Source organism: Streptomyces sp. NPDC050564, from assembly GCF_044457265.1.
In the GTDB taxonomy this organism is placed as follows: Bacteria; Actinomycetota; Actinomycetes; order Streptomycetales; family Streptomycetaceae; genus Streptomyces.
Map to the genome: position 1 here is coordinate 22477 of NZ_JBITGS010000060.1, position 17876 is coordinate 40352.

18 protein-coding genes and 3 pseudogenes are annotated in these 17876 nt (G+C 69.4%); 8 read left to right on the forward strand and 13 right to left on the reverse strand.

All coding sequences use genetic code 11. The annotated features are described in order from the left end of the window. Nucleotide 1 precedes the first annotated feature (1 nt). From ACIBK0_RS47745 to ACIBK0_RS47755, 3 genes are all read right to left on the reverse strand, one after another. The gene (locus ACIBK0_RS47745) at nucleotides 2-1024 is read right to left on the reverse strand and encodes a zinc-dependent alcohol dehydrogenase (protein ID WP_399095455.1); all 1023 of its coding nucleotides are present in this window, start codon (nucleotides 1022-1024) and stop codon (nucleotides 2-4) included. Nucleotides 1025-1048: 24 nt separating this feature from the next. Next, a complete protein-coding gene (locus tag ACIBK0_RS47750) occupies nucleotides 1049-1993 on the reverse strand; it encodes a universal stress protein (RefSeq protein ID WP_399095458.1) in 945 nt (314 codons plus the stop codon). Nucleotides 1994-2144: 151 nt separating this feature from the next. Beyond that, nucleotides 2145-2774 (reverse strand): hypothetical protein, encoded by a 630-nt coding sequence (locus tag ACIBK0_RS47755; RefSeq protein ID WP_399095461.1) that lies wholly within the window; start codon nucleotides 2772-2774, stop codon nucleotides 2145-2147. Between the two features lie 230 nt (nucleotides 2775-3004). Between ACIBK0_RS47755 and ACIBK0_RS47760 the strand changes: the two genes are divergently transcribed. Then, nucleotides 3005-4717: a SulP family inorganic anion transporter gene (locus tag ACIBK0_RS47760; protein WP_399095464.1), complete on the forward strand. Its 1713-nt coding sequence runs from the start codon at nucleotides 3005-3007 to the stop codon at nucleotides 4715-4717. On the opposite strand, the gene pflA is transcribed toward ACIBK0_RS47760, so the two are convergent. The 3 genes and pseudogenes from pflA to ACIBK0_RS47775 all read right to left on the reverse strand — a co-directional run. Further along, nucleotides 4711-5397, reverse strand: coding sequence for a pyruvate formate-lyase-activating protein (pflA, locus tag ACIBK0_RS47765; RefSeq protein ID WP_399095467.1), 687 nt, complete (start codon nucleotides 5395-5397; stop codon nucleotides 4711-4713). The genes ACIBK0_RS47760 and pflA overlap by 7 nt on opposite strands. Before the next feature lie 49 nt (nucleotides 5398-5446). Continuing rightward, nucleotides 5447-5719, reverse strand: a pseudogene (locus tag ACIBK0_RS47770) (glycine radical domain-containing protein); the annotation flags it as partial. Beyond that, nucleotides 5709-5888, reverse strand: a pseudogene (locus ACIBK0_RS47775) (arginine deiminase family protein); the annotation flags it as partial. The pseudogenes ACIBK0_RS47770 and ACIBK0_RS47775, both read right to left, overlap by 11 nt. 107 nt (nucleotides 5889-5995) lie before the next feature. On the opposite strand from ACIBK0_RS47775, the gene ACIBK0_RS47780 reads away from it, so the two are divergent. The 3 genes and pseudogenes from ACIBK0_RS47780 to ACIBK0_RS47790 all read left to right on the forward strand — a co-directional run bounded on the left by ACIBK0_RS47780 (nucleotide 5996) and on the right by ACIBK0_RS47790 (nucleotide 7367). Further along, a complete protein-coding gene (locus ACIBK0_RS47780; RefSeq protein ID WP_399095470.1) occupies nucleotides 5996-6460 on the forward strand; it encodes a Crp/Fnr family transcriptional regulator in 465 nt (154 codons plus the stop codon). Nucleotides 6461-6717: 257 nt separating this feature from the next. Further along, nucleotides 6718-7155: pseudogene (locus ACIBK0_RS47785) on the forward strand (response regulator transcription factor); the annotation flags it as partial. A gap of 35 nt (nucleotides 7156-7190) precedes the next feature. Continuing rightward, a complete protein-coding gene (locus ACIBK0_RS47790; protein ID WP_399095473.1) occupies nucleotides 7191-7367 on the forward strand; it encodes a hypothetical protein in 177 nt (58 codons plus the stop codon). Nucleotides 7368-7542: 175 nt separating this feature from the next. Here ACIBK0_RS47790 and ACIBK0_RS47795 read toward each other — a convergent pair whose 3' ends face one another. The 4 genes from ACIBK0_RS47795 to ACIBK0_RS47810 form a co-directional block, all read right to left on the reverse strand. Continuing rightward, entirely contained in the window at nucleotides 7543-8358 is an 816-nt protein-coding gene (locus tag ACIBK0_RS47795; RefSeq protein WP_399095476.1) for a hypothetical protein, read from the reverse strand. A 357-nt stretch (nucleotides 8359-8715) separates the two neighbouring features. Beyond that, nucleotides 8716-8844, reverse strand: coding sequence for a hypothetical protein (locus ACIBK0_RS47800; RefSeq protein WP_399095479.1), 129 nt, complete (start codon nucleotides 8842-8844; stop codon nucleotides 8716-8718). A 459-nt stretch (nucleotides 8845-9303) separates the two neighbouring features. After that, nucleotides 9304-10110: an SDR family NAD(P)-dependent oxidoreductase gene (locus ACIBK0_RS47805; protein ID WP_399095482.1), complete on the reverse strand. Its 807-nt coding sequence runs from the start codon at nucleotides 10108-10110 to the stop codon at nucleotides 9304-9306. Next, on the reverse strand, nucleotides 10107-11114 hold the full coding sequence (locus ACIBK0_RS47810) for an NADP-dependent oxidoreductase (protein ID WP_399095485.1): 1008 nt from the start codon (nucleotides 11112-11114) through the stop codon (nucleotides 10107-10109). Before ACIBK0_RS47810 ends, ACIBK0_RS47805 begins: the two co-directional genes overlap by 4 nt. 679 nt (nucleotides 11115-11793) lie before the next feature. On the opposite strand from ACIBK0_RS47810, the gene ACIBK0_RS47815 reads away from it, so the two are divergent. From ACIBK0_RS47815 to ACIBK0_RS47825, 3 genes are all read left to right on the forward strand, one after another. Then, nucleotides 11794-12330 (forward strand): DUF485 domain-containing protein, encoded by a 537-nt coding sequence (locus tag ACIBK0_RS47815; protein WP_399095488.1) that lies wholly within the window; start codon nucleotides 11794-11796, stop codon nucleotides 12328-12330. Continuing rightward, nucleotides 12327-13943: a cation acetate symporter gene (locus tag ACIBK0_RS47820; protein ID WP_399095491.1), complete on the forward strand. Its 1617-nt coding sequence runs from the start codon at nucleotides 12327-12329 to the stop codon at nucleotides 13941-13943. The genes ACIBK0_RS47815 and ACIBK0_RS47820 overlap by 4 nt, the downstream gene beginning before the upstream one ends. 172 nt (nucleotides 13944-14115) lie before the next feature. Beyond that, complete coding sequence (locus ACIBK0_RS47825) at nucleotides 14116-14334, forward strand: hypothetical protein (RefSeq protein ID WP_399095494.1); 219 nt, start codon at nucleotides 14116-14118, stop codon at nucleotides 14332-14334. Here the strand turns inward: ACIBK0_RS47825 and ACIBK0_RS47830 are convergent, their stop codons facing one another. The 3 genes from ACIBK0_RS47830 to ACIBK0_RS47840 are packed head-to-tail and all read right to left on the reverse strand — an operon-like array spanning nucleotide 14335 to nucleotide 16933. Beyond that, a complete protein-coding gene (locus ACIBK0_RS47830; RefSeq protein WP_399095497.1) occupies nucleotides 14335-16311 on the reverse strand; it encodes a zinc ribbon domain-containing protein in 1977 nt (658 codons plus the stop codon). Then, nucleotides 16308-16655: a recombinase family protein gene (locus tag ACIBK0_RS47835; protein WP_399095500.1), complete on the reverse strand. Its 348-nt coding sequence runs from the start codon at nucleotides 16653-16655 to the stop codon at nucleotides 16308-16310. Before ACIBK0_RS47835 ends, ACIBK0_RS47830 begins: the two co-directional genes overlap by 4 nt. After that, nucleotides 16652-16933 carry an excisionase family DNA-binding protein gene (locus tag ACIBK0_RS47840; protein WP_399095503.1) on the reverse strand — a complete coding sequence of 94 codons (282 nt, stop codon included), beginning with the start codon at nucleotides 16931-16933 and terminating at the stop codon, nucleotides 16652-16654. The genes ACIBK0_RS47835 and ACIBK0_RS47840 overlap by 4 nt, the downstream gene beginning before the upstream one ends. Nucleotides 16934-17216: 283 nt before the next feature. Here ACIBK0_RS47840 and ACIBK0_RS47845 point away from each other — a divergent pair, with 283 nt between their 5' ends. Next, complete coding sequence (locus ACIBK0_RS47845) at nucleotides 17217-17780, forward strand: dihydrofolate reductase family protein (RefSeq protein WP_399095506.1); 564 nt, start codon at nucleotides 17217-17219, stop codon at nucleotides 17778-17780. Nucleotides 17781-17876: the final 96 nt, after the last annotated feature.

Here is a 17876-nt window from a genome sequence, read left to right on the forward strand (position 1 = left end):
CTCACCGTCCCGCACTCATGTCGAAGACGATCCGGGCCTTGACCCCGCCGCGCAGCACCTCGTCGATGGAGTCGTTGACGGAGGCGAGGGGACGGGCCTCGTAGATGACCTTGGTGCGGCCGGCCGCGTGCAGTTGGAAGACCTCGGCGAGGTCCTGCCGCGTGCCGACGATCGAGCCGATCACCGAGGTGCCGTTCAGCACGGTGTCGAAAATGGGCACCCGGAGCGTGCCGTGCGCCGGCAGGGCCACCATGACCAGCTTGCCGCCGCGCCGCAGACCGGAGTTGACGGCCTCGAAGGCCGCGTCGTTCACCGCGAGTGCGATGGCCGCGTGCGCGCCACCGTGCCGCTTGAGTTCCTCGCCGACGTCTTGCTTGCGAGCGTCGATGACGAGGTCGGCGCCCAGTTCCGCGGCGAGTTCGAGCTTCTCGTCGGTGACGTCGATCGCGGCGACCGAGGCGCCGGCGATTTTCGCGTACTGCACGGCCAGATGGCCGAGCCCGCCGATGCCCGAGATCGCGACGAGCTGGGCGGGCCGGACGTCGGCGACCTTCAGCGCCTTGTACGTCGTCACACCCGCGCAGGTCAGCGGGGCGGCCTCCAGGGCGGTGATGCCCTGCGGAACCGGTTGTGCGAAGTCGGCCCAGGCGAGCATCTTCTCGGCGTAGCCGCCGTCGCAGCCGTAGCCGGTGTTGATCTGCTGCTCGCAGAGCGTCTCCCAGCCGGACAGGCAGTGCTCGCACCGTCCGCACGCCTTGCCGAGCCAGGGCACGGCGACCCGCTGCCCGACGGACAGGTGGGTGACGCCCTCGCCGAGCACCTCGACGAGGCCGACGCCCTCGTGCCCAGGGACGAACGGCGGGTTCGGCTTGACCGGCCAGTCGCCGTGCGCCGCGTGGATGTCGGTGTGGCAGAGCCCGGACGCCTCCACACGGACGCGGACTTGGCCGGGGCCGGGCTCCGGTTCGGGGCGCTCCTCGATGACCAGAGGGTCGCCGAATGCTTGTACGACCGCTGCTTTCATGCGTCTCTTCTTCCCGGGTATCGGTCAGCCGTGGGGCACGACGGCGACGGGGGCGGTGGAGTGGTGCAGCACGGCGTGTGTGATGTGGCCGATGTGGGCGCCGAACGGACTGCGGCGGATCCGCCGGCCCACGACGACGAGGGAGGCCTCGCGGGAGGCGTCCACGACGTGGACGGCCGCGCTGCCGTAGCGGGAGGTCTCGACGACCTCCACGTCCGGGAATTTCTGCCGCCAGGGCCGCAGCGCCTCGGCCAGAGCCTTGGAGTCGCTCAAGGCGAGTGCTTCGTGCAGTGCGGGGTTGGCCGGCGTGCCGTAGGCGTAGTAGGGCGGCGGGAACCAGCCGTGCACGACGTTCAGGGACGTGGCGCGGCGCGCGGCGGCGTCGAAGGCGAATTCGAGCAGTGTCCCGTCCGGGTGCTCGACGTCGAGTCCGAGAACCACGGGCCGCAACGGCATGGCGGCGGACGGAACACCCGCCGAATCCATCTCATGCTCGTCAGCGGCCGGCTCCAGCGCGCGGACCAGCACCACGGGGCGCTCCGCGTGCGCGACGACGGACAGGCCGACGGAGCCGACCACGAACCCGCCGATCCCGCCGAGGCCGCGCGAGCCCAGGACGAGCAGTTCGGCGCTCTTCGCCACCTCGGCGAGGACCTCGCCCGGGCGGCCGGCGACGTGCTCGCTGGTCACCTCGACGCCGGGATGGCACAGGCTGATGCCCTCGGCGGCATCGCGGGGGATCCTCCCCCAGCCTTCGGCCGGGGGCACCCCCATCCCGCTTCGCTCGGTCCAGTGCTGATGGGTCTCGCCTCCCAGGACGGGCGCCTGAGTCATGGACTCCGGTACCGCCTCCCAGATGTGGACGATCTTCAGTGGCAGGTCGCGCAGCTTCGCTTCGCGGGCCGCCCATTCTGCGGCGGCCCGGCTCTCCGGCGAGCCGTCGAGGCCTACGGTGATGGTGCGGAGCATGATCTCCACCTCCTGGGGTGAGGAGCCGATTCGAGCGTTGTCTTCGGGGATTTCCTCGGACAGGGGCCGCCGGTCCCGGATTTGGGCCGACCGACCCCCTGTACCACTCGGCACGGCGGACCCGCGTCGGGGCCCGCCGCGCCTCCCGCGGTCACCGAAGCCAGCGGCTACTGCGGACGAGCGGGAGCTTGGCCCAGAGCTTGCCGACACCCAAGGTGTCGCCGGCGGCGGCAGCAGCCAGGACAATCAGGGCCACGGCGTAGATGACGTGGTAGTCGGCGAACGGATTCGTGGACATGCTCGGCGAGCCGTCCGAGAGGTGCTTGGCGGGCGGCCACTCGGCGATCCACATCAGCGCCATCATCGCGGTGCCCGCGAGGGCGGCGATCCGCAGCGCGAACCCGGCGGTCAGGGCGAGGCCGATCCCGAGCAGGCCGAGCATGAACAGCCAGTCCGCCCACGGGTCGCCGGCCCAGGAGTGGAAGGTGGACTCCATGGGCCCGGCGGCGACGGAGCCGAGGAATCCCTTCGTCGGCGAGCCGCCGTCGATCCAGCCCTTGCCGGACGGGGTGGCGTAGCCGAATCCGAAGGTCTTGTCGAGGAAGGCCCACAGGAAGACGAACCCGGTGAGCAGACGCAGGGACGCGAAGGCGTACGCCCGCGCGGCGCTCGTGTCGGTGCGTGCCGACACGGCGGACTCGGATGCGGAGGTGGTCCGGTGCCTGCGGAAGGACGGCAGGTGGAAGCCGGAGCTCCGGTGAGGGTGCTCGTGCACGGCCATGGTCGTAATTCCCTTCAGGGGTGGTCGGGTCGTTGCCTGACGCGACTTACTCTCGTCCCGCACGCCGGTCGGCACCGGATGCCGAAGGTCTGTGCACACTGGGCTGAACGGCCCTGCCTTCAGGGGCCGTTGGGGTCAGTGCGGCAGGCCAGGCACGCGGGCTGTCCCCGTTGGTCTCGCGTCCGATCACGCACCGGTGGATCATGAGGTCAGACGGCGGAAGGCGGCAGATGACCCAGGGCTCGGGCAGGCACGTCTCGGGGTGGCACCGACTGGTGCCCGGGCTCGTCGCGCTCCTGGGCTACCGGGGTGCGTGGCTCAAGGGCGACCTGCTGGCCGGCGTGACGGTGGCCGCGTATCTTGTGCCGCAAGTCATGGCCTACGCAGGGGTGGCGGGACTGCCTCCCGTGGCGGGGCTGTGGGCCATCCTGCCGGCCCTCGCGCTGTACGCGCTGTTCGGTTCCTCGCGACTGCTCTCGGTCGGCCCGGAGTCCACGACCGCGCTGATGACGGCCACTGTGGTCGGTCCGCTCGCCGCCGGCGACTCCGGGCGCTACGCGTCGTTGGCGGCGGCCCTCGCGGTCACGGTCGGACTGCTGTGCCTGGCGGCGAGGGTGGTGCGGCTGGGTTTCGTCGCCCACCTGCTCTCCCGCCCCGTGCTGATCGGCTATCTCGCGGGCGTGGCGCTCATCATGACGGTGGACCAGCTGCCCAGACTCACCGGCGTGCAGACGAGCGGATCGGAGTTCTTCCCCCAGCTGTGGTCCTTCGTCAGCCACTTGACGGACGCGCACCTGTCCACCGTCCTCTTCTCCGTCGCCGTCCTCGTGTTCCTGTTCCTGATGACCCGTTACGTCCGTGGCGTGCCCGGCCCGCTGGTGGCCGTCGTCCTCGGCACCACCGCCGTGGTGGCCTTCGACCTCGACGGCCGGTACGGGCTGAAGGTGATCGGCGATGTCCCGTCCGGCCTGCCGAGCTTCGCGGTTCCGGATCTGAGCGAGCTGCCGCACCTCGTGCTGCCCGCGCTCGGTGTGCTGCTGGTCGCTTACACCGACTTCATTCTCACCGCACGGGCCTTCACCGACCGCGACGACGAAGGTCCCGGGCTCGACGCCAACCAGGAGTTCCTCGCCCTGGGCACGGCCAATCTCGGCGCCGGGGCGCTGCACGGCTTCCCGGTGAGCAGCAGCGCCAGCCGTACCGCGCTCGCCTCCTCTGCGGGCGCCCGCAGTCAGGCGTACTCCCTGGTGGCCGGGGCGGTGGTGCTCGCCGTGCTGCTCTTCCTCAGCCCGCTGCTGACGCGGACCCCGTCCGCCGTGCTCGGCGCGCTCGTCGTCTACGCCGCAGCCCGCATGATCGATTTCGCGGGCTTCCGCCGGCTGGCGTCCTTCCGTCGACGGGAACTGCTCCTGGCCCTCGGCTGCCTCGCCGGGGTGCTCGCCCTGGACATCCTGTACGGCGTGATCGTGGCCGTCGGCCTCTCGGTGGCCGAACTGCTGACCCGGGTGGCGCGACCGCACGACGCCGTCGAGGGCCTGGTCCCCGGCATGGCCGGGATGCACGACGTCGACGACTACCCGCAGGCCCGCACCATCCCCGGTCTGCTCGTCTACCGCTACGACTCCCCTCTGTTCTTCGCCAACGCGGAGGACTTCCGGCACCGCGCCTTGGCCGCGGTCGACGAACAGGCCGGCCCCGTCCGCTGGTTCGTCCTCAATACCGAGGCCAATGTGGAGGTGGACATCACGGCCCTCGACGCGGTCGACGAACTGCGCCGCGAACTGACCCACCGCGGCATCGTGTTCGCCCTCGCCCGGGTGAAACAGGACCTCCTGGGCGACCTCGAGGCGTACGGCCTGGCGAACTCGGTCGGCAAGGACCGGATCTTCCCGACGCTCCCGACTGCCGTGGCCGCTTACCGGGCCTGGCTCGGCCGTCAGTAGGCCGCAACGCCCTGCTGCCTGAAGCGCGCGCGGACGTTCTCGGTCATGACGGGGTCGGGGACCGGGTTGTCCCGAAGGGGGAAGGGGATGCCGAGCGCCTCGTACTTCGAGGCACCGAGTTTGTGGAAGGGCAGTACGTCGACCCGCTCGGCTGTGCCGAGGCCCGCGACGAAACGGGCCAGGGCGTCGACTCGCTGCAGGTCGTCGGTCCAGCCGGGGACCAGCACGTACCGGATCCACATCGGGACACCGAGGCGGACGAGGCGGGTGGCGAAGTTCAGGGTGGGGGCGAGCTCGCCGCCAGTCAGTTTCCGGTAGGTGTCGAGGTCGAACGACTTGATGTCCAGCAGGACCAGGTCGGTGTGGGCGAGGAGTTCGTCGGTGGCGCGTGCGCCGAGGAAGCCGGATGTGTCCAGGGAGGTGTGCAGTCCGGCTTCCTTGCAGCGGCGCAGCAGTTCTCCGGTGAAGGCGGGCTGAAGCAGTGGTTCGCCGCCGGTGAGCGTCACCCCGCCGCCGGCCGTGGTGATGAAGGTACGGTACTTGTCGATCTCCGCCATCACGTCGTGCACCGTCGTCTCCCGACCGTCGCGCATGTGCCAGGTGTCGGGGTTGGCGCAGTACAGGCAGCGCAAGGGGCAGCCGCTGAGGAAGAGGACGAACCGGGTCCCGGGACCGTCCACGCCGGTGGACAGGTGCCAGGAGTGGATCCGGCCGGTGTCGTCATCGTGCTCACAGCGTTCCGTGGAAGGTGCGGTTGATCACGTCGAGCTGCTGCTCGCGGGTCAGGCGGACGAAGTTGACGGCGTACCCCGAGACCCGGATGGTCAGGTCCGGGTACTTCTCCGGGTGCGCCATCGCGTCCTCGAGGGTGGCACGGTCGAGCACGTTGACGTTCATGTGGAAGCCGCCGGCTGCCATGTAGGCGTCGAGGATGCCCACCAGGTGGCCCGCGCGCTCCTGCGGGCAGTGCCCCAGTCCTTCCGGGGTGATGGTCGTGGTCAGCGGGGCAGCTCATGCAGCGCGGACCGCCGCGTCCGCGGCCGAGTTCGGCACCGGCGATGGTGACGATCTCGATGCCCTGCTTGCGGAGGTAGGTGTTGGTCGTGATGTGGCGCCTGTAGCCGACGACCCCTCGTGGGGTGACGGCGAGGAAGTTGCTGCCGTCTCCTCGTCGGAGCCGAGTGGCCCGGCCCAGGGACCGGGTGGCCCATGGCCTGCCGCCAGGCGTCGGACACACGCTGGCCATGGCAGTTCCCACACCCCGCCGGGAGGCACGCCGTGATCACTACCCCGACGCCCAGCATGCTGCGGGCCCTGCCTGCCGAACACCGGCAGCGGCTCATGCGTGTCGCCCGTGAGGTGACCTTCGCGCAAGGGACGCGGCTGTTTGAGGAAGGCGGGCGTGCCGACCGGTTCTGGATCATCCGCACCGGCACGGTCGAGCTCGACATGCACGTGCCCGGCCGTCGCGCAGCCGTCATCGAGACCCTCCGGCACAACGAACTGATCGGCTGGTCCTGGTTGTTCACCCCGCACGTCTGGCACCTGGGCGCCGAGGCGACGACTCCGGTGCGGGCGTACGAATTCGACGCCACCGCCGTCCGCCTCATGTGCCAGGAAGACCCGGCCATGGGCAGCACCATCGCCCAATGGGTCGGTGACGTGCTCGCCCACCGCCTCCGCTCAGCCCGGACCCGACTGTTGGACCTGTACGCCCCGTACGGCGCCGGCAGCCACGTCTGAGCGCGCATCCGAGCCGAAGCTGTGGCCCGCCGGAATGTCGCTGATCCACCGCTTCGAAGCTTCGATGTGCCGCCCCAGAGGATCGCGTTGCCGGCACCGACCAGGCCCACAAGGCAGTCTGGCCGTTGGGCCCGCCAGGGCCCCGTCCTCGGTACGAGCGGGGCCGGTCGGCCCTGGTGCATTCGGTCCGGGCGAGTGATGATCGTCCCCAGGGACAGTCTGCAGGCTGTCCTTCGTCCGGGGAACGAGGGGTCGCCATGGCCGAGCCACGCACTTTCAGCGAGCAGAACCCGATCCGTGTGTTTCTGCTGGACGACCACGAGGTCGTCCGCCGTGGCCTGGCCGACCTGTTCGACGCCGAGCCGGATATCTCGGTGGTCGGTGATGCAGGCACCGTCGACCACGCCCTGGCACGAGGACCGGCGCTGCGCCCCGATGTCGCCGTCCTTGACGTGCGCCTACCGGACGGCGACGGCATCTCGGTCTGCCGGGAACTGCGCAGCCAGATGCCGGAGTTGGCCTGTCTGATGCTGACCTCGTTCGACGACGAGGAGGCTCTGCTCGACGCGATCATGGCCGGCGCATCCGGCTACGTCCTCAAGCAGATCAAGGGATCCGACCTGGTCTCAGCGGTACGCACGGTGGCGTCGGGTCGTCGCCGTGCACCTGGGGCTGGGCGGAGCCGCACTGGCCGCGTCGGCGTGGACCAGTTGGGGCCGCCGACGTAGTCGTGGCGATCATCCTGCTGAAGGTCGTGTACGTGGCCGTCCGCGTTGTTCTGGGCCGCTTCGCCATCCGTCGCGGCAAGTCGTTCAGGCCCCGATGGACGTTGCGGCACTCCCCGCACAAGTCCATACCCGCGACTCCGCGAACGGCGGAGGCCGCGCCGGGCAAGGAGTACACATGACCGTCCTGGACTTTCCGGGTGCCCACGCCGGCGCATAGCAAGTGCACGGCTCCACCTCTGCCCGTCTGACTACGCTCAGCCGTGTTGGCGTTGCTGGCATCTACGCGACGTGACGCACCACGTCAGCCACATGCGGCGATGGCCGGGGCGACCGCCAGGCCGACGGCATCCCGGATCAGGACTGACCGCTCCCTGCCCCCGTCGCTGTCCCGCCCGGTCGACCCATCGACGGCGGGGGCGGTGGCGGCGGTACCCCTGGGGTGGACGGGCCATCGTCATCCAAATCGCCGCGGAGGGCAGCGATGGCGAAGGCCACCATGGAGGCCAGGAGGAGCAGCGCGAGCGGTCCCCAGATGGCCGGGATCGCCCATATCGGCCAGTCGTTGGCCGCCTGCGCCCAGAGCGTCAGGATGGCTGTGACGCCCATGCCGACGCCGTGCCACCGCACGACGATCGCTGCTGTCGCGTGACGCCGGTTGCCCCGCGCGAGGAGTGACCACAGCCCTCCGACGAGGGCGGTCAGGCCGAACGAGAGGCAGGCGAGCGCGCCGCCCAGGCGGTCCTCGGGCCACCCCACGGGCCCGGAGGACGTCTGCTGCTGCCGTCCCTCGGCGTCCCGCACCTCGACGACATGCCCGTGCCAGATCACGCCGACGACCTTGTCGTGCGGCTCCATCTCCGATACCACCGGCTCAGTTTGACGGAACGTCACTTCCCACGGCTTACCTGATGGCAGCAACAACTCCGCCTCCGGCGACGCCCTCCGCGATCCGCGGTGCGTATCGGCCTTCCGAACGGTGAATTCCTGCTCCCACAGGCACCCCGAGGCCTTTACCGGGACGGAGGCGCACGCCGGCGCGGCACGGAACTCCCGCTCCCGCTCCAGCGCTCCGCGGATCTCGAAGGCCGTCGCCGCCCCCACGGCAAGAGCCGCGACAGCGATCAGGAGCCATACCACGGTCCGTATCGCCTTGTGCTCCGCCGACCCCACCGTGCCTCATCACCTTTCCCCCGAGTCCCCGCACGCGTATTTGAGCACACGGGCCGATGGCCGCCCATGCCCTCTACCGGCAGCGCACGACCCACCGGGCTTGCCGGGCCAAGGCAACGAAGAAAGAGGGGATGACCTGGCGGACCGCCTCGGTGGCCACTTGCGTCCAGTCGGCGCGGCCGGACAGTCGGCCCCCCTCGCGCGTGAGGCATTGACTCGCCTGCCGGGCGCTCAACCGGGTGACGCCGATGAATGGGACAGGATGCCGCGAACCTCGTCCACGGTCTCCGGGGTTTCCGCCTCGTCCGCGCAGTCGCCGCGTTCCCGCGCCGCCCTTCCGAACCGCGGTCGGCGCGATCACCCGTACCCGTACCCGGCCAGCGCGATGCCGCTCACCGCGATGAAGCGTCCGACCAGGGAGGGCTTGCGGGATGCGGTGCGCAACCTGAACGCCGTGAAGGTGGGCTTGCTGCTCCCCCGCGTCACCTTGGCGACTGGGCGGTGACGCCTTCCCGATCGAGACGATGCAATCGATGCCGTCCATTCGGCGAGCGGTGGTCGCTCTGCGGTGAACCGGCGGACATACGCCAGGAGTTCGGCCCGATGACTCACTGAGGCGTTCGGGCCGGTTCCTTACGGCGATGGGGGCGGACCAGGTGGTTCGTGGCCCGGCCCCTGTCCGGCCGGATCCCGCGGACTGCCGAGAGCAGGCGCAAGGACCGGCCGGTCGCCGGCGGCTCACCGCGGAGGGCGGGGTGCCGAGTACGCCCGCGGGTCGGCCGCCGCCCGTGCGGGCGCCACGTGTAGGCGGGCGCCACGTGTAGGCGGGCGCCACGTGTAGGCGGGCGCCACGTGCGGGCCTACGCGGCGCTCTCTTCCCCACTCCCCCGACCGGCAGTGGCACAGGCTCCCCGGGGGCGCCCATCGCGACTGCCGCGAGCGTTCTCAGGCCTCGACGAGCTTGCCCGGGCCGGGGACGTTGCGGAAGCGGAACGGCTCCGGTTCGCGGCCGGCCTGGATGAACCAGCACTCCCCGGTGCCGTCACCGGTGACCATCCGCAGCACCGTGTCCGCAACCACCTGAGCCGGGATGACCTCCAGTTGCTGCTCGGCGAGCAGGTCGCGCAGCGGGTCGATGATCCGCGACTCGGCGAATCCCGGGCAGACCGCGTTGAAGCGCACCTTGTCCGGTGCGAGGGCCGGTCCCAAAGAGCGGGCCAGTCCTACCACCGCGTGCTTGTTGGCCGCATACAGCGGATCGAGCGGCACCGCCGCCAGGCCCGCCAGGGACGCGGTGGCCACAATCGCCCCTCCGCCACGGGCCCGCAGCGCCGGCAGCACCGCATGCGTGCCAAAGACGACACCGTCGAGGTTGGCGCCCATCGCCCGGCGGTAGCGCGCCAGGTCGAAATCGTCGCCGACGCCGCATCCGGTCGCCACGCCCGCGTTCAGGAACGCGATGTCGACACCGCCGCACTGTTCCTGGGTGAAGTCCACCAGCGCACGGTTGGCGTCGAGGTCGGAGACGTCACAGGCGCGGAAGTGGCCACCGATCATGTCGGCCACCTCCCGGCCGCCCCGCGCGTCGAGGTCCGCGACCACCACTTGGGCCCCCGCCTGCGCCAAGGTCAGCGCCGTGGCCCGGCCCAGTCCGCTGGCTCCGCCGGTGACGATCGCCACCTTGCCCCGGAGCGCGGCGTTGTCCGGGTGTGCTTCCCGTGGGGCGGCGGCCCTGCTCTCGGCGGCGCTCATGCCAGCTCGAGGACGAGCTTGCCGACGTTCTCGCCGCGGAAGAGCATTTGCAGCGTCTCGGGGAATTCGTCCACGGTTCCCCTCACCACATGTTCTTTGACCTTGATGTGGCCGTCGCCGATCCAGGCGGAGATCTCCTGCGCGGCCTGCGCGTAGCGTTTGGCGTAGTCGAAGACGACGAAGCCCTCCATGCGGGCGCGACGCACCAGCAGTGTGAGGTAGTTCGAGGGGCCCTTGACCGGCGTGGCGTTGTTGTACTGACTGATCGCACCGCAGACCACGACGCGCGCGTGCATCGCCAGCCGGGTCAGTGCGGCGTCGAGGATGTCTCCTCCGACGTTGTCGAAGTAGACGTCGATGCCGTCGGGGGCGTGCTCGCGCAGCGCCTTCCTGACGTCGTCGGCGCGGTAGTCGATCGCCGCGTCGAATTCCAGCTCGTCGGTGAGCAACGCGCACTTCTCGGGCCCGCCGGCGATGCCCACGACCCGGCAGCCCTTGGCCTTCGCGATCTGACCCACCATGGTGCCGACCGCGCCGGCCGCCCCCGACACCACGACGGTCTCACCGTCCTTGAGCGCCCCGACGTCCAGCAAGCCGAAGTAGGCGGTCATGCCGGGCATGCCCAGCGCCCCGAGATACGTCGAGGGCGGGGCGAGGGAGGTGTCGATCTTCAGGGCGCCCTTGCCGTCGGAGACCACGTACTCCTGGACGCCGAACGTGCCGACCACGTGATCACCCGGCTGGAAGCCGGGGTGGTTGGATGCGGTGACCTCGATGACCGATCCGGCACGCATCACCTCACCGATGCCCACCGGCGGCAGATAGGAGGGGCGGTCGTCCAGCCAGCCCCGCATGGCCGGGTCCAGCGAGATGACCCGTGTCCGGCCCGCGAACCGGCCCGGGCCCGGATCCTCCACGGCCCCTGAAAAGTGCTGCCAGTCATCGGGTTTCACCTGGCCCTCGGGGCGGGCTGCCAGACGGATCTGGCGGTTGGTCGCAGACATTGCGCCTCCTGTCGTTCGCGGCTCCCAGCGACCATACCGACCAGTAGGTACGACAGGGGGCGTGATGTTCACCACACACCATCTCTCCGTTCAGGTCTCGAAGCCGTCGGGGACCGAATCCCCGGCTCCGGTCGCCATGGCGGGGCGTCCGGTCCCGACAGCAGCCGGAGGGCGGGCGGGGAAGGCGTCCTACGTCGTCAGTGGGGGCAGCGGGCGCAGCACGACACGGTCCGCCGCCGGATCCGCGGCGGCTGTTCGCCGCCCTTCCCCGAGTCGGCTTTGGCCTTGCGCGGGAGACGGACAGTTTTCCGGCGATGCACGGGAATAGCCGAATCCGCTTCCCGTCTCTCCCAGTTGATCCGCCGCGCAGCACATCAAAGGTCGTCGAGGCTGCCGACGCAGAGGGTGAACACCACGGCAAAGACCAGGGCGGCCGGAATCCGACCAGGGTCATGTCGGCAACGGCATGGGGTGCTTACGGAGTTCGCCGGCCACCCGGCAGACCACCAACCCGATCCGTACCCGTGGGCACCCGGCCGTCGACCCTGTGCGGCATCGAGCCCAAAACGTGACTCCCAGCAGGCTTATCAGGCATTCCAACCAGTCGGTATCGTGCGCCGCCACCCCCCTTCGATCCCGCCCACCTCCACGGATCCGAGCCGCATGGAAAGGCCACGCGATGACCTACGCCGACGACAACCGGTATCCGCCACCACCACCGTCGGGATGGACGCAGCCGCAGACCGAGCCCTATCGGTATGCCCCTCGGCACGACTCGTACGGCCGGGATCCGTGGCAGGAGCCGTACGGACACGACGCCCCTCGGTACGACCCGTATGGATACGACGCCTCTGCGTACGACTCGTACGGGCAAGCCCCTCGGCATGAGCCGTACGGGCACGAGACCGGTCGACGCAGCGCCGACCTCGCCGCCCTCCGCTCGGCCTACCGCCTGCTCCGCCGAGTCTCCACCCTCACCGCGCTCGGCTCCTTCCTGGTCTACGTCTTGCTGTCCTGCTATGCGCCGGACCTGATGGGGACCAAGATCGCCGGGGAGCTGAGCCTGGGCATGGCCCTGGGGGTCCTCCAACTCATCGTCACCTTCGTGGCAGTCCTCTGGTACGGACGCAGTGCACAACGCTCCGTGGACCGGTTGGCGCGGGTCGTCAGGGAACGGGCGGCGCGGCCGGCCCGGGACGCCGGGGTGGCGAGATGAACAACTTCACCTCCGGCACGCAGGCCACAGTCCTGATTCTCTTCACCGCCCTGGCCACTTTCACGCTACTGATGTGCGTGATGGCGGGACCGGATCGCGACGACCTGACGAACTTCTATACCGGCTACCTCTCGCTCACGCCGCTCAGGAACGGTTTGGCGATCGCGGGCGACTACATCTCCGCGGCCACCGTGTTGAGCACCACCGGCATCATCGCGCTCGCGGGATACGACGGCTACGTGCTGGCCGTCAGCACAGCCATGTCGCTGGTGCTGCTGATGTTCCTGCTGGCCGAACCCCTGCGCAACGCCGGCAGGTTCACCATGGGCGACGTGCTGACCCGGAACATGCCCGGGCGTGCCGTCCGCATCGCCTCCTGCGTGGTGACGCTTTCGGCGACTCTTCCCTTCCTCGTCGTCCAGCTCTCCGGGGCCGGGTCGCTGCTCACCTTCATCCTGGGCATCCCGCACCTGCCGGGCGCCAGGACGGTGTGCATCGTCCTCGTCGGCAGCCTGATGATCATTTACGCGGCGATCGGCGGCATGAGGGGCACCGCGCTCATCCAAATGATCAAGATCGTGCTTCTGCTGGGCACCAGCATCGCCGTCGCCGCTCTGGTCCTGAACCACTTCGACTGGAGCCCCGGCGACCTGCTCCGGGCCGCCGAGCGCGGCAGCGGCACGGGGCCCGCTTTCCTCCAACAGGGCCTGCAACTGGGCACCTCTGCCAGTCAGCGACTGGACTTCGTCAGTCTCCAGATCACCGTGGTCCTCGGCGTGGCCTGCCTGCCGCACATCACGATGCGCCTGTACTCCGCGCGGGACGTGCCCGCCGTACGCCGCTCCATGTCGTGGGCAGTCGGCACCGTCACCACGTTCTGCCTGCTCGTGATCATCATGGGTACGGGCGCGGCGGCGCTGGTGGGATCTCAGTACATCACCGCGGCCGACCCACACGGCAGGACGTCGGTGCTCATGCTGTCCCGAGCGCTGGGCGGCGACGGCGCCTCCGCAGGCGCGACGATTCTCTATGCGGCCGTGGCGGGCACGGTGTTCATCACCCTGCTGTCCTCTGTCGCCGGGATGACCCTGGCCGCGGCCTCATCGCTCGCCCATGACCTGTTCGCCCATGCGGTGCGGCGAGGACAGGCGGCGCCGCGTACGGAGATGACGGTGGCGGCATGGACGAGCGTGGCCGTGGGAACAGTTGCCATCATGCTGTCCACCGTGGTCCAGAACTGGGACGTCGGCGTCCTGACCACGCTGGCGATCTGCATCGGGGCGTCGGCGGTGGCCCCCGCGTTGACCTACTCCCTGTTCTGGCGAGGCTTCACGCGCACGGGGCTGCTCGCGAGCCTCTACGGCGGTGCAGCCTGCGCGGTGGTGCTGATGGTCTTCTCCCAAGCCGTTTCGGGCACGCCCTCCGCCGTCTTCCCGAACGCCCACTTCGACCTGTTCCCCATGCAGTCCACGGGCCTGGTCTCCATACCGTTCGGCTACCTGGCGGGCTGGCTGGGCAGCCGTCTGGACCACCGCCGACGCGCCACCGAGAGCCGCGAGAACCGACGGCTGTACGAGGAGGGCGAAGAACGGTTGCTTGCCGCAGCCGAATAACCACAGCGACGGGAGGCGCGCCCTGCCCGGGGGCCACGGTTGGCCTGGACCACGGCGGGTTACAACAGCGGCCTCAGCACCTGAGCTCGTACACTGCGCGGCAGGCGCCCTCCAGCAGTCGGACCCGTTCCCGCAGCGGCGGATGCGTTCACTGCTGCCGGATCCGTCCCGGATGAAACTCCTCGCAGACACCAACCTCGCGGCCGCCCGAGGCGACTGGTACACCGACAGCACCGACCTGCGCCAGCTCATCGGCCGCCCATCCACACCCCTGGCCACAGCCGTCGCCGATGCCCTCAAGGCCGGCCCCGCCGACACCTTCGACCCGCGCGGCCGACCTCACCCGGGAAGGGCGCCGCCCATCTCGACCAGTCGCACTGAGCGTCTCTAATCAGCTAAGCGATCCCATGTCAGACGTAGCGTCCGGCGTGGGGTCTGCCCACCGTGGAGGGGTAGCGTGAGCGTGCAGGTGGAAGCCCGCGCCCAGTGCTGCTCCTCGTGGCTTGTGCCGGTTGGTGGGTGTGCTGATCGTTGTCACGCTCTGGTGCCGGTGGGCTGCGCGGGGCAGCCGGGTCCGGTCCGTTGGTGCGTGTCCCTCCGGACGCTTGCCCGCCGGACCCTGGGGGCCGGTGGGGGAGGGTGCCCTGCGTCGCCTGGGCGCGGGGCGTGTTGGCCTGTGCTGCCGGGTGGGGCCGGTCTTGGACCGGTCCCGGCTGGTGTTCGTGGCCGGGGTGACCACGGCTTTGGCTTCGAGTTTGTCCACCACGGAGCGGATGACCATGGCCCCGGTAGTGCGGTCGGCCACGGTCTTGGTCTGGTGGGTGAGTCCGCGTGCGGCGATACGCCGCCACGCCCCGTGATCGCGGTCGCCCTGCCAGCCGCAGCCGTGACGGTCGGGGCAGATGGCCCATTTCCAGCCCGGTGTGGTGGTTCGGTCCGGTGCTTTGCGGTGCCGCAGCGGGGTGAGGCACTGGGGGCAGTGCTTGGAGGTGTTCCGGGCCGGGACGGTCACCACCGCGATACCGGTCTCGGCGGCCAGGTGCCGCATGCGGTCGGCGATCTGGCCGCGCACCTGTTGGGACAGGCGTGTGTTCATCGTCCGTCCCATGCCCTTGGCTGCCATCGACCGCAGGTCTTCCAGGTAGATGACGGTGGCCCCGGCGGCGATGGCCTGGTCGACGGCCCAGCGGGCGGCAGCCCAGGCCAGGGCGTCGTTGAGGTTCGACCGACGGGCGGACACACGGCGGATTTCGTCCCGCAGGACCTGGTCTTTGTCGGCCAGGGCGTGTTGTTCGTTCGCGCTCATCAGCCGCTGGTAGTGGTCGGCCTTGACGTGGAGGTGTTCGCTGTGTCGGCGCAGCCGATGCTGCTTGGCCAGCACTCCAGCGGCCCGGAACTGGGCGCCCGATCCGAGGGCGTTGATCCGCCCGTCATCGTGCAGCCGGACCGCACCGGCGGACAATAGGGTGTTCAGGCCCCAGTCCACGCCAAGCGCGACGGTATGCCCGGTACGGGCGGTCTTCGGGACGGCATGGGTGTAGGCGAGATCAGCGCGCACCCGGCCGCCGGACACGCGGAGCGTAGGCAGGTGCAGCACAGCACCGGGCGGAATCGTCGGCGGCAGCGAGATCGGGCAGGCCACCCACGTCCAGTTGGCGTAGGAGTGCGGGTCGGGGCGAGTGGGGAGCTGCAACCTGAGCAGAGCGCGGCTGGGGTCTTCGGCGCGTTCGATGGCGGCCTGCTGCCCGTCGCATGCCGACAGCAGCAGCATGCGCGCCACTCGGGGCGTGGGCTCCAGTTCGAACACATCGGCCGGAAGCCGCCCATGCGTCCGCTCGAAGGCGGTTGCTTGCCGAGTGCGGGATTTGATCACGCTCGACGGCAGGAACTGTCCACCGGGTACAGCCTCGCGCACCTGGTCCCATTCCTCGGGTGTGCGTTCGGCCGGATCGGCGGGCCAGGTAGCCAGCACTCCGGCGGTCAGGTCGGCCCGCCACTTCGCCGACCGCAGCGAGCGCCCGGACGCCTCCTGGGCCATGCGCGTGATCCGGTCATTGACCTTGATCCCATCGGGCGGAGCCACCGTCCAGCCCAGGCGGCGTAGGGCCATCCACGCATTCGACGGCAGCTTCCGGCCCCCGGCATCTTCCCCGGAGGCGAGGGTGTCCACATCGGTGGCGTTCCAGTACTCACCGGTCAGCGCGCCGACCATGCCGGACACGAGGTCAGCAGCCCATCCGACGCGCTCCGCTACAACAGCAGCGGGCAGGAGTTCGCCGGTCTTCTCGTCTACGCCGGTACGCAGCATGCCGCGTGCGCATGCGGTACGGGAAGTCTCGCCCTCGGCGAGCAGCAGCTTCCGGCTCACGTGGCAGCATCCTCGCCGGCACACTGACCAGTCTCGGCGAGCAGCTGCTTGCGGGCCTTGGCCGAACGCATACCGTACAGGCGACCGGCGAAGGTGGTGACCAGGGAGACGAAGTCTTCAAGCAACTCGTCCCGGCCGCCGGACTTCTTCGGGTGCAGCACTTCGAGGGTGACGCCGTACACGGCGAACAGGCGCTTGAGCCAGCCGACACCGAACCGGGCCAGCCGGTCCTCATGCGTCACCCGCACCACGCTCACGCTGCCATCGGAAACCATCGCCAACACCCGGTTCAAACCGGGCCGGTTCTCCCGCAGACCAGAGCCACGGTCCTTGAGGACCCTCACGACCTCACCCGTAGACGTGGCCGCAACTCCTTTTCCTGCGCGGCCAACGAGGACTCCTGACCGGATGAACCGGACACACGCACATACAAAACCTCCCGCCTCGGACGGGAAGCTGCCCAGTCACCACCGCGCTTCATGTTCTCCACATCGATCGAGGAGAACCGACGCTCACGACCAACCCACGAGAACGGAATCTTGCCGTCAATAGCCCACTGGCGAAGCGTCATCGGGTGAATACCCAGACGCTTCGCGGCCTTGGACACACGCAGCAACTCCATGTACATAACTATACATACACAACACTAGGGATAAATAAGGAAGTAGGTGAGCCTGGACACGGTAGTTGGAACCAGCGGGGCGGAGTGAGTTGGCGGATTCTCCTCGATGGGACACGCTTGTTGGCACCAAGTGGTCACGCTTCTTGCAAGCCGCGAGTTGCCAATGAGGTTTTCCCGACGAAATCTCGTGAGGTGACCCGGCCCACGGGATCCCGCGAGTCACGATGAGTCCTGAAGCGTCCGGCGGTCGTACTGTCGAACTCGTTACCGAGGAGGACTTCTGATGCGCAGCGTGACCTATTCGATGAGCGTCTCACTTGACGGCTACATCGTCGGGCCGGACGGCGACTTCGACTGGACGCCGCCCGACGAGGAGGTCTTTCGCTTCGCCACCGACGAGGTGCGAGAGGTCGGCGTCCACCTGTTGGGACGACGGCTGTACGAGACGATGCTGTACTGGGAGACCGTTGACCAGAATCCATCGCTCGACTTCTCAACGCTCGAGTTTGCCGCGATCTGGAAGGCGCTCCCAAAGGTGGTGTTCTCCACCACGCTGTCGGCGGTGCAGGGCAATGCCCGCCTGGCCTCCGGCGGCCTGACGGAGGAGATCGAGCGGTTGCGAGCCGAGCCGGGGAAGGGCGACATCGCGATCGGCGGCGCGACTCTCGCCGCCGAGGCGGCCGCGTTGGGTCTGATCGACGAGTACCGGGCCAGGGTCTACCCGGTGCTGGTTGGCGGCGGCATTCCGTTCTTTCCCCAGCGCGAGCGCCGGGTGGATCTCGAACTCGTCGAGACCCGCACCTTCAGCTCGAGAATCGTCTACCTCCGCTACCGCGTGGCGCGCTAGCTGTTCTGTCCATGGAGGTTGGTGACGCAGGTCTCGGCTGAGGGATCTTGAAATGGGTGAGGGCCTTCTGGCCTGGTGTGGATTGCGACATCTGCA

Bases quoted from the DNA above. Each gene is read 5' to 3' on its own strand.
- ACIBK0_RS47745 (WP_399095455.1), bottom strand. From the start codon at position 1,024: ATGAAAGCAGCGGTCGTACAAGCATTCGGCGACCCTCTGGTCATCGAG.
- ACIBK0_RS47750 (WP_399095458.1), bottom strand. From the start codon at position 1,993: ATGCTCCGCACCATCACCGTAGGCCTCGACGGCTCGCCGGAGAGCCGG.
- ACIBK0_RS47755 (WP_399095461.1), bottom strand. From the start codon at position 2,774: ATGGCCGTGCACGAGCACCCTCACCGGAGCTCCGGCTTCCACCTGCCG.
- ACIBK0_RS47760 (WP_399095464.1), top strand. From the start codon at position 3,005: ATGACCCAGGGCTCGGGCAGGCACGTCTCGGGGTGGCACCGACTGGTG.
- ACIBK0_RS47805 (WP_399095482.1), bottom strand. From the start codon at position 10,110: ATGAGCGCCGCCGAGAGCAGGGCCGCCGCCCCACGGGAAGCACACCCG.
- ACIBK0_RS47810 (WP_399095485.1), bottom strand. From the start codon at position 11,114: ATGTCTGCGACCAACCGCCAGATCCGTCTGGCAGCCCGCCCCGAGGGC.
- ACIBK0_RS47815 (WP_399095488.1), top strand. From the start codon at position 11,794: ATGACCTACGCCGACGACAACCGGTATCCGCCACCACCACCGTCGGGA.
- ACIBK0_RS47820 (WP_399095491.1), top strand. From the start codon at position 12,327: ATGAACAACTTCACCTCCGGCACGCAGGCCACAGTCCTGATTCTCTTC.
- ACIBK0_RS47825 (WP_399095494.1), top strand. From the start codon at position 14,116: ATGAAACTCCTCGCAGACACCAACCTCGCGGCCGCCCGAGGCGACTGG.
- ACIBK0_RS47840 (WP_399095503.1), bottom strand. From the start codon at position 16,933: ATGGAGTTGCTGCGTGTGTCCAAGGCCGCGAAGCGTCTGGGTATTCAC.
- ACIBK0_RS47845 (WP_399095506.1), top strand. From the start codon at position 17,217: ATGCGCAGCGTGACCTATTCGATGAGCGTCTCACTTGACGGCTACATC.